The 16,383-nt window shown below is 42.6% G+C and carries 10 protein-coding genes; 5 read left to right on the top strand and 5 right to left on the bottom strand.

Annotated elements, in window-relative coordinates:
- Positions 1-80: 80 nt before the first annotated feature.
- Entirely contained in the window at positions 81-1,601 is a 1,521-nt protein-coding gene (gene exaC / locus ABXT42_RS00770) for an acetaldehyde dehydrogenase ExaC (protein ID WP_443628478.1), read from the top strand.
- Between the two features lie 653 nt (positions 1,602-2,254).
- Here exaC and ABXT42_RS00765 read toward each other — a convergent pair.
- Entirely contained in the window at positions 2,255-5,431 is a 3,177-nt protein-coding gene (locus ABXT42_RS00765) for a hypothetical protein (RefSeq protein WP_443628477.1), read from the bottom strand.
- Positions 5,432-5,757: 326 nt separating this feature from the next.
- Between ABXT42_RS00765 and ABXT42_RS00760 the strand changes: the two genes are divergently transcribed.
- Positions 5,758-6,636, top strand: a complete 879-nt coding sequence (locus ABXT42_RS00760) for a hypothetical protein (RefSeq protein WP_443628476.1) — start codon at positions 5,758-5,760, stop codon at positions 6,634-6,636.
- 195 nt (positions 6,637-6,831) lie between these two features.
- Here the strand turns inward: ABXT42_RS00760 and ABXT42_RS00755 are convergent, their stop codons facing one another.
- The 4 genes from ABXT42_RS00755 to ABXT42_RS00740 form a co-directional block, all read right to left on the bottom strand.
- Entirely contained in the window at positions 6,832-8,748 is a 1,917-nt protein-coding gene (locus ABXT42_RS00755; protein ID WP_443628475.1) for a hypothetical protein, read from the bottom strand.
- 1,506 nt (positions 8,749-10,254) lie between these two features.
- Positions 10,255-10,398, bottom strand: a complete 144-nt coding sequence (locus tag ABXT42_RS00750; protein ID WP_443628474.1) for a hypothetical protein — start codon at positions 10,396-10,398, stop codon at positions 10,255-10,257.
- Between the two features lie 220 nt (positions 10,399-10,618).
- Positions 10,619-11,911: a histidinol dehydrogenase gene (gene hisD / locus ABXT42_RS00745; RefSeq protein ID WP_443628473.1), complete on the bottom strand. Its 1,293-nt coding sequence runs from the start codon at positions 11,909-11,911 to the stop codon at positions 10,619-10,621.
- A 550-nt stretch (positions 11,912-12,461) separates the two neighbouring features.
- Positions 12,462-12,659, bottom strand: coding sequence for a hypothetical protein (locus ABXT42_RS00740; protein ID WP_443628472.1), 198 nt, complete (start codon positions 12,657-12,659; stop codon positions 12,462-12,464).
- An 849-nt stretch (positions 12,660-13,508) separates the two neighbouring features.
- Between ABXT42_RS00740 and ABXT42_RS00735 the strand changes: the two genes are divergently transcribed.
- From ABXT42_RS00735 to ABXT42_RS00725, 3 genes are all read left to right on the top strand, one after another.
- Positions 13,509-14,207 carry a hypothetical protein gene (locus tag ABXT42_RS00735; RefSeq protein ID WP_443628471.1) on the top strand — a complete coding sequence of 233 codons (699 nt, stop codon included), beginning with the start codon at positions 13,509-13,511 and terminating at the stop codon, positions 14,205-14,207.
- A 285-nt stretch (positions 14,208-14,492) separates the two neighbouring features.
- A complete protein-coding gene (locus tag ABXT42_RS00730) occupies positions 14,493-14,960 on the top strand; it encodes a hypothetical protein (RefSeq protein ID WP_443628470.1) in 468 nt (155 codons plus the stop codon).
- Between the two features lie 496 nt (positions 14,961-15,456).
- On the top strand, positions 15,457-16,320 hold the full coding sequence (locus ABXT42_RS00725; protein WP_443628469.1) for a DUF6279 family lipoprotein: 864 nt from the start codon (positions 15,457-15,459) through the stop codon (positions 16,318-16,320).
- Positions 16,321-16,383: the final 63 nt, after the last annotated feature.

Raw genomic sequence — 16,383 nt, 5'->3', positions numbered from 1 at the left:
AAATTAACAGACACATGGTTGATATAGTATTAATCATAGGTCTTATTCAAATAACTATAGCTCACTTTTAGGGAAATATTATGATCTACGCATCGCCTGGTACCAATGGCAGTTTAATGACCTTTAAAACGCAATACCAAAACTTCATAGGTGGCCAATGGGTGGCACCTATTAAAGGACAATATTTTGACAATATTAGCCCCATTGATGGCGCCACTTTTTGTCAGATTCCCCGCTCAACTGAAGAAGACATTAACCTCGCCTTAGATGCGGCGCACCGAGCTAAGCAGGCCTGGGGCAGCACATCGGTTACTGAACGTTCAAATGTGCTGTTAAAAATAGCTGACCGTATGGAACAAAACCTTGAGCTACTAGCAGTGGCGGAAGCATGGGACAATGGCAAGGCCATCCGTGAAACGCTGAACGCCGACATCCCATTAGCCGTGGATCACTTTCGCTATTTTGCTGGCTGTATGCGCGCCGAAGAGGGCACCCTAGGTGAACTAGACGCCAACACAGTGTCCTACCATTTTAACGAACCACTGGGCGTTGTGGGGCAGATCATTCCGTGGAACTTTCCCATTTTGATGGCCGCATGGAAATTAGCGCCAGCATTAGTGACGGGCAATTGCGTGGTACTTAAGCCTGCAGAGCAAACACCAGCTTCTATTTTAGTGTTAATAGAACTCATTGCTGATCTACTACCAGAGGGCGTTCTAAACGTGGTCAATGGTTATGGTGCAGAGGCGGGTCAGGCCTTAGCGAGCAGCAAACGCATTGCTAAAATCGCTTTTACTGGTTCAACTCCAGTGGGCATTCAAATTTTAAAATGTGCTGCTGAAAACGTCATTCCCTCAACGGTAGAGCTTGGTGGCAAGTCACCTAATCTTTACTTTAACGACATCATGAACTTTGAAGACAGCTACCTGAGCAAGTGTGTTGAAGGGTTAGTGTTGGCCTTCTTTAACCAAGGCGAAGTGTGCACCTGCCCATCACGGGCCTTAATACAAGAAGACGTGTACGAGCCATTTATGGAAATGGTCATCAAGCGCACCAATAGTATTGTCCGTGGCAACCCTTTAGATACAGATACGCAAGTTGGCGCGCAGGTCTCTAGCGCACAATACGAAAAGATCTTAAATTATATCGATCTAGGTCGCAAAGAAGGCGCTCAGGTTTTAACCGGTGGTGGGCCAGCCAACTTAGAAATGCCCTACGATAAAGGCTTCTTTGTGCAACCTACGTTGTTAAAAGGCAACAACTCCATGCGCGTGTTCCAAGAAGAAATTTTTGGTCCGGTGGTTGGTGTGACCACCTTTAAAGACGAGGCCGAAGCCATTGCTATTGCCAATGACAGCATGTTTGGCTTGGGGGCCGGTCTATGGACTCGAGACATGAATCGTGCCTACCATTTAGCCCGCCAGATAGAAGCGGGTCGAATTTGGACCAACTGCTACCATGCGTACCCTGCTCATGCCGCTTTTGGTGGTTATAAAAAATCAGGCATTGGCCGTGAAACACACAAGATGGCCATAGGCAGCTATCAGCAAACCAAAAACGTATTGGTTAGTTACGACACCAATCCACTTGGTTTTTTCTAAGACTAATTAACCAGCGCCTGGCACATTGGTTGAGTCAGGTGTTGGTTAGGTATGACTTAAATAAGGCGCACCTAAAAGGTTTGCGCGTCGCGCCTTGAATGCTGCTAATTTCTAAGCACGGGTTGGCTTATCGACAATGTTAATTACTAGGTCCTGACGTTTGAGGATCTGTAGATTCGTTAACGGTTGGTTTATTTCAATGGAAATGCCAGCCCTTCAGCAAGCCAGTTATCTTTGATTTCTTTGATCCTGCTGCTGGTCCGTACAACTTAGTTCATCACCGATGCCATAACACCTTAATCTATATCCCTAATGTACTTGCTTTGGTTAGTATTATAGCGCCCCTCAGGAGGCTTGTATGGAACCTCAGTGGTGGTTCTGATGGTGGCTAAACCGTGTCTAACCTTTGGTATTTGCTGGGCTAGATACTTGAACATCGGGGGGTGTTGAAGTTATTCAGGTACCCCATATAGCAGGGTTTAATTAATGTATTGTTGAGATGAGTTACACCACAGATCCCGATGAACTTTAGCTACTTGGGGATCCATCGAACTAATCATGGGTTCATTGTGAGGAGAAAACCCCAGTTTCCCTAATAAGTATATTATCAGGATTTCTGGGGTATTCTATTTGGTATCCTTGGGCCGCTTCAATTACAAATGTTTATTTATCGTCAAAGCAAGGTCTTCCAGGTCTTTGGAGTGAATAGCAGAAGATAACTTTGCCTTAGATACTCTATAATCAGAGAGTATTGGTTCATCATCGGCCATTATCATTGATATAACTGGAAGCATAGTCCTAAAGGATGCGACCCAAGTATCAAGAGTCGTATCACTCTTATTTGCTCTACAGACTTTCTTAAGATGCTGCGTATTGAGTGGCACTATGCCACCGCCAGCTTTCCAGCATTCAGTAAAATCCTGCAACTTCTTCCAAGAGACTAAGTGATCTACAACTAGGTCTAGTGGCACACTTGATAATACGAACACTTTACGCCTAGTCCCTTGCTTATTTGGCCTTAACAACCGAAGCCTGTCGATTGCTTGAGTAGTTTCACATTCACGCTTCTGCTCTTGAACCATTTGAACGCGCTTATCTGGGTGAACCCTTGTCCCAGAGTACTTTCCTGAGTTCTGTTGATCAGAATACCCTCTCTTTTCATAACTAAGCCCGTCTTCACTGTGTGCTGATAGCCCAAGCTCATCTTCTGAGTCCCACCACAGGCCGCCTGCTGTGTGCTCTATTGCGTCTTGAGGTAGTTCATTTCTGCCAATAATGATGACATTTTCAAACTCCTTGAACTCATTTAGACCTCTCAGGTTTCCAAAATGAATAATACTGGCACCTTGATAATTGCCTATCTTTTTTATGTCGGATGTACTTTCACCGGTTAATTTGAGTCTAACGGCCTTGTTAGTGACAATCAGAGTGCTGCCAGTTTTAATTATTCTCTGAACGAAGTCTTCAGTCTGATCAAACAAGGTTGGACTTGAATCAGATGTGACATCCTTGAGGCTAAACGTTTTATCTGTCACTTGAACAACTGTACAAATCCTTTCTACGGGGATATCAACTACAGGCACACCTCCTCTAAACTGATCTAGAATGTTCTTATTTATATCTGCATCAATAAAAAGCACGGGGACATCGCGCGGAATGGCCAAGGGCATGCGGCGGCTTAGCTTGATATATGCGTCTTTACCTTCACCGGCTAAGCGTACGCTGTGGCAAATGCCCCTATCAAATAAGCTCATTTCATCGGCTAACGTGTTAAACATTGACCCTAGCTTACTACCGGATTCAGCTTGGTTAATCGATTTATCTTGGTCACTGATGGAGGTTGAAGGGTTAATACTCAGCGCTATAGTTTGATCATACTTATCTGCCTCAGCTCTTAGTTTGAGAGGTGTAACGCCCAATAATCTGAGATGGGTAAACAGAGGGTTTTTAGTCAGCAGTGCATTCAGCACAGTTTTAGGGATGTCTCCTTCTGACATAAGAAGCTCAAGAATTTCTATATCTATTTGTTCTATACCGACACTAAAGAAACTTTCATCTATGATAATTAACTCTGGGGTTGGTAGGTTATCTCTTGTGTGCAAAAAGAGGTGATTGTGTGCCATAACACGCACAGCAGGCCTAAAGTCTTCAATCATAGTTAAGCCCCCTTGCACTTCGATCTCTGCTGCAATGGCTGGATTCTTGGATACTGGAGGAGCTTCGTCAACAAACTGCTTTTGGTAAAAACATTCATTGTAAAACTCACAGGTGTTTCCACCTGAGTCTTTGCATAAGGTCTTTTGGACGCTTAGCCCAAGTTTCCCAACCTTATCAGCTTGTGTTGATTTCATGCACAGAGGGATGCCATTCTTAGTGACCTGTGAACGCCCTGAAATAACTTTAACTCTGCTAAAGTCATTTATTTCATATTCGCTTAAATCGATGTCCAGGGTCTCCTTTAGATCGACCTCAAGCTCCGCAGACAGAGCATGTGAAGGAACATAAAACTCAATGTTTCCAGAGAAAGCTCCACTATCCAGGCAGCGGGTAATAATACTACTCGTCTTCCCCAAGCCAGCTGAGGCCTTTATCGCTATCGAAGGGGTCTCAATATAAGGGTTATCAGACCGATTGAAATGGAAGACACTGTTTGTAAACTGATCAATTGTATCGTGTAGTTTAGCCTCTGCTTCTGACAGTGAAAGGCGCTTGGTATCGAAGTGTGGGGGCATCAAAGTGCTGCCAAAGTCCAGCTTAAAAGCTGTATCTATAATCATTTTATCTAAATGACTGTCTGACAAATATTTAGCCAAAGACCCATCAGATAACCTTGAGGCTGACTTATCTGCAGTTGATGCCTGTTCACGGATTACTTGTTTTAACGCAGCACTGTCATCATTCGACATTGGGCCGCCATTTGTAGACATAAACGAAGCTACTGCCCTTAATATTGGCGTATAGAAACCCTCTTTGTTGTCACCCATTGTTGCTAATATGTTATCAAAGCCAGTTGTCGTTGAATGGTGAAGTAAGCGACGGCCTCCCTGGATAACAGGAGGGTTAGCAGTGGCTTGTGTCATTGACGGGGCTTGTATGCTGAAATCTATATCAACTGATGCCTTAGAACACTTGACCAACCCTGAACGATTCGTAAAAGGGTCACTGATCCCACTATGTAGAGCAGGTGCTGATGTATAGTGAGGTTGAACCGCTTGAAATAATGCGGTATCTATAAGGCTTTTGCCTTTGGTTAAATTAAAGGTTTTAGCCCATTCTCTGAGGTCCATCGAAGTCTGCGGTGATGATAACCAAAACCATAAATGAACTGAAATATGGTCAGTGTTATAAATTCCTGCAGAACTGGACAACTGCCAGTAATAGGAAGCCCCTTGGAACTCAAGTGGGAGTTGAGACGCAATGTGACCAATAGCCATATCTGTGTCTTTAATAAGATCCACTCCACTTGGCAGACGTTGCTTATCCACGTCAATCATTACCCAGCTGATTGGTTTATCTTCAAATGGCTTTTCTTCAGGGGGCTGGTTAGTGAAGCCTTTTCTTGGATCATAGGTTTGCCTAAAGACTACCTTTGATTGATCAACATCGTCCCTTGGGACTCCGCGAATAACCATCAAATCTGACCTGTTTTCGAGCTTCAGCAGTAGATTACTGAGGTCTTTAATGTTGCTAACTTTACGAAGCTTTATTTTAAAATGTTTACATTTGTCATATCCAATTGACTGTATGTTGTTATCAGGATCCAGCATAAATACTTTAGACAGGCGCTTGGTTGGAGCTTCGGCTGCTTGGAGAATCGTTATCTGGTTCATTAATTAGCGCCTTTAGTTTTTATATGCTGAGTTGTCTTGGCAAGGGTTTCATAGAGTAAATTGAAGTTCATAATGGCACAGCATTTGAAGATAACCCTAAAATATATTTGCGCTTTATTGAAGTGGTAAATCTCAGTGTAGCAAATCTAATCAGGTCAACCATGAAGATTTCATGAAGGATAATAAATCAATAACTATTCCTCGAGTTATTGCTATATGCTAAAAATTGTAACAGGTGAAAAGTCAATACCTAAGAGGCAAATATCAACATATTCTTTAAGTTAATCAAGGTAGTACTTTTTAGTTGCATGGGGGTGTTCCTCCTATTGGTTTTGTTCCTGTCCATTCCACAAAGTAAGAAGACAATAGATCCTCCCCTAGAGACTGAGACTGAAATTGACCCCACCCCTGTGCAACCTGGTAATGACTTGTTCATCCATCCACAGTGTCTGGAGTTCCTTGGGCCTTGGAATAAAGCCAACTCAGATACATTTGAATGCTCAGATTACGACTTATCTATTGTTAAGCAGAATGACAACAATGTTAGTGCCAGCTACGGAAATAGGCAAAGCATCCATTATAGTTACCCTGCGAAGAGCGGTTCAGCGTCTACAGGTCGAGATTTTAGACTCTTGGAAGTGGAGATACGTAGTGGTGGTTCAGGGGCGTTCAGCTCGATAGTATTCTTAGAAAGGGGCAAGGTAGACAAGAATAAATACACAGTTTGGCTCCGAACCCCAAGCGGTGACCGATGTAATGATGGCTACAAAACGGTGTCTGAAGTGTCACCAAGAGGCTTTGTATTTAAATCAGCAGCGACACCCTTTAGACTAATTAATCCTGAAGATACTACGGACTGGCGTAACTGGCGGAACGCAAATGCCATGATGGAATACACAGGAGACAAGATCGAGCAGCCTCCTGTACTGAATGACTGGCTTCCATATGATGATGTAACCAACAGTGCCAGTGCTTGCGTAGGTTGGATAGTTCGCAAGTATGATTATGAAACTGGGTTTGAGATTGTTGGTGTTGAGTTAAGTGAGCAGATTGAAATCGGGGTTGATGGAGACTCTTTGGACAGCTGTATCAATGGTTGGCTAACAACCCAAGCGAATGAAGAGTCACACTTTAAGATAGGTGATTGGACGGGCAGGTTACGTCAGTTAACTGGAACCTGTGGTGTAGCATCGTTGGTGAACTAACTTGCAGGGATATACCGTGCGTTATGGCCAATGATTGTATTCTTGTTGAACCAAGATATTGAGGTGTTAGGTTCCTTATAGATATAGCAGCATTCCCTAATCAAGAACTAGTTAAGGGATTAACCACAGACTCTGTACCAGAAGCCGCAGGCTAAAGGCCCCCAGGCTCTCCTAGGGACGACTGTCTGTCCGAGCTTAATTCTCTAACTTGGTCAACTGCCAAATGTAAGCAATTTTCCCCGACTCTGACACGCCGTAACCTGCTGAATTATTGAGGTTAACATGAATATTAATTGACTCTGGGCTACTTCCTTCCACACTACTCACAAGACCTTTGGCCGTGATTAGTTGTCCTAGACTTAGTTTGAAATTTAGCCCATTTCGTTGCGCTATTGTGGGTATCGAAGCGCCGCTAGGGGTGAAGGTAATGCGCCCACCTTCTATCTCCAACATATCAGTTGCTCGCAGCTGCGTCGTGCCATCTTTATTAAGGAAGAACCACTCCACTTTGTAGCGACCATCATGGCCTGAAGCCATCATGCTTTTGGAGTTGCCATACAAAATGTCGTAGTGATGAACTTCAGGCACTAAGGACTTAAATGCTGCGATTAGGCTTTTCTTGGTTTTAAAATCAAATCGTTTTGGTCTTGGCGGTATGAGGTCTTCACGAACCATCTGTGTTTCAGTGGAACCCAAGTACATTTTGTAAGGTTCAATTGCATGAAAACTAGCTAAAATTTGAATACTTTGAGCATTCATGTCAGAGGGTCGATAGCTACGATCCCTTAAGTGCTGTAGATCAGGACGATACTGATCAACATAACGCGCCATCTCCCGCACCATGGTTTTCATATTAGTACCTGCAAGATGCAAAGCGGTAAGCGAGTCCCATTCTTTAAACTCATCTGCATCAACACCTTTATAGGCCCCACCCACTAATGCATAGTCAGCCAACACCATATGGTCTTGATGAATATCGACCTGTCGATCCATGACTTGCTTAATTGTTAGTCCGTTGGGTATTTTGTGTTGCATAAAGTCATAACCAATAGAGGCGAAGATTTCCGTCAATAGGCCTAAAAAAGTTGGCAAGTCTCCAGTGTATTGCATTGAACTTGCGCCTCTTGAGGCCCACGAAATAAAAATCCCCGTTTTATCAAAGAAGTTAAGCTGCCACTGGGTAGTGGCCACGCCAGCTTTAAATAGTTTTTCATTTCCTAATCGCAAGCCAAGCAACAACTGCCCTACCATTTCCTTCCATACCAAGCTACCACAAGTGTCTTCGTCTATTTTATGATTACGTATTAAGCGAACGTGGGTTTGGATATTGCCTTTATGACATGCCTTGCGCCCACCTTCTGGTCGCGTTCGGACTTTTAGCTTTAGCATCCAGTCACTTAAAAAACTGTCTACTTGCTGTCGTTCGTTGGCTGTGTAGTCAAATTCATCGTAATAAACCGCATAATATGCACTCAGCACAGATAGGACAGAGACCGTTTCATAAAACTTACCATCGTAATAACGGTCGTTGGTGCTGGGAAGTTTAAAAGGGTTTGCTTTAGACCAGCCTAAAATCAAAGACTGCAGCTCGTCGGGTGTATCGCCCAGCATACCAGGCAGCTGAGCATAGTAATCTAAACAAGTATTTACATGAACCAATCTATAAGATGCAGCATCTGCCGTTACTGCGGAAGAACGTTCTGCAGCTTCCTGATTTTTGACATACCACATTAAACTCTTCTGCCAATTGCTCATCACATCATAACAACCTTTGGCGAAGGGTCGCCAGAAATGGTCTGTAGATTGACCTATCGTCGCTGCGCTAATCAGACGCCTTTCTTGATCAAAAACAGCAGGGTACATAGATAATTGCCAGTCGGAGGGTAACGACAGCTCGTTTAATGGGTCTGTTAGGGAAGGAGTGCTAGTGCCAGAGCTTGAAGCTACACAGTCTAAGTTGCGCCTGACCGTTTCATCGACATACGCTTGGGTACCGCTACTATTTGCCAGTCGACAAATGGTCTTATCCGACCAACTGCTTGTGTCTTGAGCTTGAGTGTTAGAAGAGATGAGTAAAGCAGTCGATAAAATTAACCTTGGCAATACATTCATGTGAATCCTTTATTGTTATACCCACCTAACTTAGTTGCATAGTCTGTGGACGCTTTAAGGGCAATACTACAGAAAAAACTGTAGGAACAATTCTGATATATTAGTAATATCTGATTCTTATATGCCTTAACGCCTCCCCACAGACTCTTCATAATTTCTAAGTGGCTCCCTAAAGCAGCATTTTAGTAGGTAGTAGAAGATGTCTCCCTTAAGGCCCCATTAGAACCATGGGGGAGGATTCTATTGATGCAGGCTAATATTGTTATTACCTTTAAGGGGCAATACACACTTCAAGATAGTGCGTTAAGGTATCTGTAGCTGTTATCCCTTAAGGTCTCCCCACAGACTCCTCAGGACTTCTTAAGTTAGGTTCCTAGAAGCTTAAGGCTCCATTAAAGACATGGGGAAGATCCTATTGATGTAGGCTTATAGTATCTGCTGCTGTTAACCCCTTAAGGTCTACCTACAGACTACTTTATCAATACACATATAAGTTAATACCTTAGGGATACTATAGGAACCCTATAGAGTTCCTTAAGGTAGGTTCCTTTAAGTAGGCTGCTTTAGATGTCTCCTTTAAGGCTCCACTGAGAACACGGGAAGGTTACTATACAACCATCTTCTTATGTCTTATCTTCCATATACCCAGTGGACCCTTAAGGGCCTATATGCTCCTACCCTTATTGGTCTACCCTCATCCCCCACCAGCAGAAGACTTCTCTGGATCTACAGTTATCCTCAAGTAGTTCTATAGGGGATGACTTATAGCGCTCCCCCCTCAACAACACCACAAAGACACTCACATACTAGGGGTACCTTAATAGCTTCTAGACCCCCTAGTTAGACACGAAACAACCACCATCAGAACTACCCCTGAGGCTCCATACAAGCCTCCTGAGGGACGCTATAATACTAACCAAAGCAAGAGCATTAGGGATATAAATCAAGGTGTAAGAGCTAATGTTGGGGTCAAGGGGTCCATCATTAAGTCTAGGAATATCAATAAGTTACATGCTGCAGCTATAAACCCCTCCCTCAGGATCTATTGAGCCTCCTGAGGCCCATATCTAGTCTGTCAGTTATGCCATACATTACGCTTAGACAGCTTTTGCGCTACTCAATAGAACCTGCTGAACGTGTTGACGGTTAGTGTGCTTTACCGTGTGTGAAGTCATGCAGTTATCACAGGAGTTGGGTGGTGTGAGGGGCTATGGGTATTGGGATTATCAATACAAAAATGAAGCCATACATTACAACCATTAGAGGCTGCAATGTATGGCTTTGTTATAACTGTAGACCAAACTGTAGACCGGTGAGATCCTCTTGACCAGCGGGAGAGGCACTGATATCGTTGTAAGTGCATGTATTTGAAGGTTTTGAGACCTTCTTAAGGAATCGAGGCTGTCTCCGGGCACCATTACACAAGGCTTCCAGCCAAATTAGAAAAAACTAAATAACTCGCGGTCTACCCATGGCCTACTTCAGACCATTTTTTTCATAATACACCTAACAATCAGCCACAACCTCAAACGCCTTAATTTCATGTGCAACTGAGTCATCGATTTGAGTTATTGACGGTTTGCCATACACCCAATCAAGTATCGCAGTAGCAGCTGCCATCCAAGCTGAATCGCTCTGGCTTGAATGCATGACTTCTACCAGCGCATCTAAGGCGCCATAGGTGTGGACCCCTTGAAGGTGCAATTATTAGACGGGGATGGCCATCTCTGTCAACATACATGCCTAGACAAGCAGGGGTGATTATGACGTGGCCACCAAAAGGCTATCCCCAGGAGCTACTATTTTTTGCACTTCACTAAATCAACTAGTAATTACACTAAGGCTCAATAAAGCTGAAGTTGTGTGGTCATTATTTCTCTACATCGTTTAAACGCAAAGCTGCAGCTCTGCGGTGACCTTCCATACCTTCGCTCGCGCTTTGTCGAACTGCTGACGGTGCAACAATCTCAACGGCTTCCTTATCAAGCCATTGATGTGTGCATATTTTCAGATAAGCACCGACCCACAGACCTCCTGTATAGCGACTAGAGCTCATAGTTGGCAGAGTATGGTTGGTTCCACAACAACCTTTGTCTGAGTATACAACGCTTGCTAACTCACCAATGAATAGTGATCCGAAGTTCCTCAATTTTGCAGCTGTAGCATGTGGGTCTGCCGTATGAACCTGGAGGTGCTCAGCCGCAATATAGTCAGAATAGGCGATCATAGCTTCTTCACTGTCACAAAACGTAATCTCACCATAATCATGCCATGCTGGCCCTGCAACATCAGCCGTTGACAAACTCTCAAGCTGCCGTTCTACTTCTATTAGAGTAGCCTGCGCCAATGCACGGTCTGTCGTAATAAGGCCAACGCGTGTCCTTACATCATGCTCAGCTTGAGCAAGAAGATCAGTAGCAATCATTTCGGCATTCCCAGTTTCGTCGGCGACAATGAATATTTCGCTGGGCCCAGCCAGTGCATCAATACCGACTGGACCGAAGACTTGCCGTTTTGCCTCATTCACATAGGCATTACCAGGGCCAACAATTTTGTCAACCGACGGTATACTCTCGGTGCCATAAGCCATGGCTGCAATGGCTTGGGCACCACCAACACGAAAAATTCGATCTGCCCCACATAGGTGGCACACTGCGATCATCGATTCGTGTGCTGTAGGTGGTAAACAGACAATAACTTCATCACAACCTGCCACTTTAGCTGGAATGATAGTCATAAGAGGTGCCGCCAAGATAGGGTAACGTCCACCAGGCACATAGGCACCAATGCGTTCGATAGGGATAACTCGGTGCCCTAAGTGCACACCAGGTAAAGTCTCAATCTCCAGCGGAAGAATAGTGTCACGTTGAGCCTGTGCAAAGTTTCTAACCTGTTCAATCGCAAACTCTGAGTCTTTACGAGTCTGTGGATCTAGGTTGAGAACCGCCGCTTCACGCGAAGCCAAGGTTATTTCAAAGCTTTCGACGTCTACCTTGTCAAATAATTTTGAATAATGCTGCAACGCTTTATCACCACTGTCACAAACAGACCTAATAATATCCTTAACGGCATCTTCAATAACACGAGTGTCGGCACTGATGTCTGTTTTTGCCGACTTGATATGAGAGAGTTTACTCTGTAAATCTGGACTTAATTGAGACATAGTAATCCTCCAGACAATCTGGCAGTAGTTGGGGCAACATCTGTTGTTTCCCAACTTGTAATACCATTATATATATTAGCTGTAATTAATATATGCGCCATATTCTTTTCTCCAATAAATCATAATTTTATTAGTACCCGCGTTACAATAATTTCAATTGTAAGTGCTAACTTCTGTTGGCCTCCGATTGCGTTAAGTTCTAACCAACTGGAGTGTCTATTAAACTGGGGGCGTATGACATGTTATTATCAAAATATGGAACTTAAAAATACAATTTAGCATTTTTAAACCTATCCGTTTATACATCTTTTATATGAAAAAAAGCGGTCGCAACATAATGACGATACTACAACCAGTCTTCAATAACCAACATCTGTCCTTTCGTACACAAAGTTGTATAGCCGCCCACGCTCATTAAACTGAAAGTGGTGTTGCACCTGTTTCAATTCGAACAATTTTTCCATTTCTAAGAGAGTGCATCATCAGAAGTGTTTCACGACGGCCATCTGGGAAATCAATAAACTGGTGAGTTACTAATACTTCCTCGTTTTCATATAAGCATCTTTGATGCCGATATTTTAAACTTATCACTTGCCATCATGTATTTAAATTGAGCACGCATATCCGCTTTACTCATCGTGCTATTGGTTTGGTGACGGACCAACGCATAGTCATCGGCGTATAGCCCCATGACTTTATCGATATCTTTTGCATTGATAGCGTGTATTAATGGATTATAGATAGACATTTTACTCTCCTTATAAAATTGCTGGCTTCGTCATTTGAAGACCAATATATAAAGCCTAACTAGACATGTGTTCCTCAGGCTCGATATAACTCTACTCCTCCACTTTATTAAATACTAATCATGTATCTGTACGAATGACTGGCTCACTCACTCGTAGCACACTCAACAACCGCGCTGACCCCCACCGGCATTCCCAATACACTGAATTGACTCCAACATATTGGATCTAAATAGTGTCTAGCATCAACCTACTCCCCAACAAACTTTCCATGTATAAGCGACCTAAAAGTCCACTTTGGCTATGTCGCTACAAGTTAGATAATGGTGAATGGTATCGGCAAAGCACTGGCACTGACGATCAATAAGAAGATATCGACTTTAAGTTGTACTACGGTGCTGGTGAACGCTAAGTAAGCCACTCAAACAGGTCTGGATCAGGAAATGTAGTGGAACCCATAAGCAACTTAACAAGCCCCTGATGATTCTTCTGAACAATAATAGAATCATGGACTGTCAAACACGGTATGTCAGCCCGCTTTAGCTCATCAACAGTGTTAAATACCAAGTCCTTAAGTTTGAGGATCTGTAGATTCGTTAACGGTTGGTTTTATCTCAATCTTGATGGGATTGGTTCTGCTATAAACTTTGTAACTTTTCAAACATACAGTAGAGTGGTTTTGCTTCTATAACTCTGACTTGCGTGAAGGTTTGATTGACTTTCTTTTTTCTAATTTCTACTCTCTGCATGACTTTGCCTGTTGTTATAGCCAGTTGCTATATCTATCTGAAAAAACTAAAATACTAGCTGGTATAAAAATAGTTTCTAGCATAAAACAAGGAATGTCCAATATGAAACGCGCACTAAAATCCATTGCACTTGCAGCTTCAGTGCTATTTACAAACTCAGCCTTCTCAGATGAGATTAAAAACGCGCAACAGGCTAATGTAGGCGTCACGATAGGTCTAACTGGTACAAATATAGAAATATCTACACCACTCAATAATTATGTTTCAGTGCGTGGTGAAATGAATATTAATGGAAAGGTTGATCGAAAATTAACATTAGAGAACAACCGTTATGACATAACATTTAATCCAGATATAAAATCGCTGTTCGTTGATATTCATCCCTTTTCAAATACATTTTATCTGACTGGAGGTTTAATAAGTCAAAATTTTAACTTTGAACTAAAGGGTAATCCGTCAATTTCGGCTTTTAACTTTAATGGAACATCTTATGCTTACGCTAATGTGGCCAAATTTACAGGTAATGCTGGCTTCAGTAATTCAATGGCACCTTATCTAGGTCTTGGTTGGTCAAACCGGAACAAGGGTTCATCCGGGGTCGCTTTTTCTTTTGAAGCAGGCCTAATTGATGTTGGAACAGGTAGTGTAGACTTAGCTGTGGAATGTGGCAGTGGATTGAGCAGTTCCCAATGTTCAGCATTACAATCGGATGTAGCGGCGGAGATGAGTACGATAAATAATGACCTTGATAGAAAGCTCTTTTATCCAGTAGTTAAATTAGGTATCAGTTATCGATTCTAAGAAGCTTGTCTTGGCTGCGCCAAGACGCTGCAGATAGTCATGAGCACCTTTAAAAAAGTGAAATTCAAAAGTAAAAAAAACTATGTAAAAATTTACGATGGGGCCTTGATACTGCTAAATATTCAATATAAATCAATGATGTAAAATTAAATCCATTCAGCCTAAAAGGCCCAAAAGCAGACACATAATGGTAAAATAGTTTTAATCAACCAGTGACAGTATTGCAAGCGGCTCACCACAAGCACTGCAGACAACCTCAGCCCCTTTTTATGGAAGCATTAAAGCATGATTAAACTGATGACCTTGGTAATAGTGTTGAGCATGCCATTGACTGCCTTAGCCACTGATGCCATAGACCAGAAGTTAGCCTTAAGCTGCACTAAAAGTCTGTTTTTAAAAGGATTAGATGGGGTTTTAGAAGGCTACCCAGGCATTGCCTACCCATCCACTTGGCAGCAGGGCACTGGGCTTTATACTTATGAGCCTAGATATGACGTATCCCAAACTAAGCTAGGCAAAAACGAACTGTGCGCCAATTACTATGGCTTCGTACGCCCATCTCAAGTGAGTGGCAACGGTAAACAGGCCAATTGCAAAACTAATATTACAGGCATCAAAGTCATTTTAAAAAGCAAAAAAGGCAAAGCTGAGCTTGCCCTAAAAGACCACCACCCCTTTGTGTGTTATTTCAAAGGTGATAGTGATGGCTATAATTTTCATTCGGCTTGGACAGCAGAACTGCTGCGGCCTTAATCATCTGTAGTATATATTATTAGGTAAGTGGCGATTATCTTCAAGAACTCCCACCAAAACCGATAGATCCAAAAGAGTAGCAGCCACAACGCACTACCCAGGGGTGACCGCATGGTGCTGTTATGGAACACTCAGCACCTAAGCGCAAGCTTGACGTCGCTACAGGCCCCATAGTAACGTCGTGAAGCGCATTTATTAAGCGTCTTAGCGCCACTCATAGGAAAGGAACTGTAAGACTGCCGTCTCCGGGCACCATTTACTAGATCAACCTATTGTTTCAAAAAACCTAGCTCTGTGTCTAAGAAATATCCACCTTCTTAAAGCAACTATAATGTAAAAACTACTGCAAACCTTAATAATTCCTTCATTCAACATTACCATCAAACATCGCACCTGTAACACCGATCTATTTCTTTGACCACTTTGTTTGCTTTAAGTAAACTCCTCAACACGGGTGTAATTTGAGTTATTGACAACTAACCAGGCAGTTGGAGCAATGGAAATACTAAAGTTAAATTACAAGGCTTTGCGTGCTGTGTTTGCCGTACTTGTGATTAGCGTGTCTGCTAGCGGATGCACCACTAAACTTGCTTACAATTTTCTAGACTGGGGTTTGTACTGGGAATTAAAAGAGTATGTTAAATTTAATCAAGACCAGCGCTTACTAGTCAAAGATGAGATTTCCCAATTAATTAACTGGCATCGCCGTGATGAGTTACCTCAGTACGCCGACCAGTTAGAAGAACTCTCTATTGGACTAGAGAGTGGAATGAATGTTGAAGAGTTAGAATTTGTATATAAAAATCTCAAAAGTAGCTGGCAGAGAATTGTCATTAAAACCTTACCTGCTGCCGTCAACATCATTTCAGACCTGAATGACCAACAAGTGAATAGTTTTTTTGAGATGTTAATTGAAAAAGAAGTTGATGATGCCACGGATATTGAAAATGGCACTAACATACGAACTATAGAAGAGCGTGAGCGCTATGTTGAGAAGAAGATCGTTGGCGTCATTGGTAAGTTAAATAACGAGCAAAATATCTTAATTACGCGATGGGCAGGCAGCATGAGCCCCACTAAAGAGCTTTCATTAATTCAGGCCATTCAATGGCGAACTACAATGCAGTCAGCAATGGCTGATCGCCAAAATAAAAAGAAGTTGAAAAAACATCTGATAGTATTATTCGCCAATCCCGACCAGCTCAGGTCAGCTAACTATCGCCAGATTATTGATAAAAACAGACGCTTAGTACTACAGTTAATATTTGATTTAAACCAAACATTAACAACCCAACAGCGCAGTAAGCTGGTTAAAAAATTAAAAGACTTTGTCAAAGACTTTCGTGATTTAAGTAATTGAATAACTCTGGTAAGCTTAAAAAAAGCGTTACAACTGATGCATGAGTTATTTTCACACTTGTGG

The sequence above is a fragment of the Candidatus Njordibacter sp. Uisw_002 genome (genome assembly GCF_047730155.1).
GTDB lineage: Bacteria > Pseudomonadota > Gammaproteobacteria > Pseudomonadales > Balneatricaceae > Njordibacter.
Note: the sequence above shows the minus strand (reverse complement) of the source record. Positions and strands in the feature narration are given on the sequence as shown.

Excerpts from the sequence above, each read along its gene's own strand:
- exaC (WP_443628478.1), top strand. The coding sequence starts at position 81 with ATGATCTACGCATCGCCTGGTACCAATGGCAGTTTAATGACCTTTAAA.
- ABXT42_RS00765 (WP_443628477.1), bottom strand. The coding sequence starts at position 5,431 with ATGAACCAGATAACGATTCTCCAAGCAGCCGAAGCTCCAACCAAGCGC.
- ABXT42_RS00755 (WP_443628475.1), bottom strand. The coding sequence starts at position 8,748 with ATGAATGTATTGCCAAGGTTAATTTTATCGACTGCTTTACTCATCTCT.
- ABXT42_RS00750 (WP_443628474.1), bottom strand. The coding sequence starts at position 10,398 with ATGCATTCAAGCCAGAGCGATTCAGCTTGGATGGCAGCTGCTACTGCG.
- hisD (WP_443628473.1), bottom strand. The coding sequence starts at position 11,911 with ATGTCTCAATTAAGTCCAGATTTACAGAGTAAACTCTCTCATATCAAG.
- ABXT42_RS00740 (WP_443628472.1), bottom strand. The coding sequence starts at position 12,659 with ATGTCTATCTATAATCCATTAATACACGCTATCAATGCAAAAGATATC.
- ABXT42_RS00735 (WP_443628471.1), top strand. The coding sequence starts at position 13,509 with ATGAAACGCGCACTAAAATCCATTGCACTTGCAGCTTCAGTGCTATTT.
- ABXT42_RS00730 (WP_443628470.1), top strand. The coding sequence starts at position 14,493 with ATGATTAAACTGATGACCTTGGTAATAGTGTTGAGCATGCCATTGACT.
- ABXT42_RS00725 (WP_443628469.1), top strand. The coding sequence starts at position 15,457 with ATGGAAATACTAAAGTTAAATTACAAGGCTTTGCGTGCTGTGTTTGCC.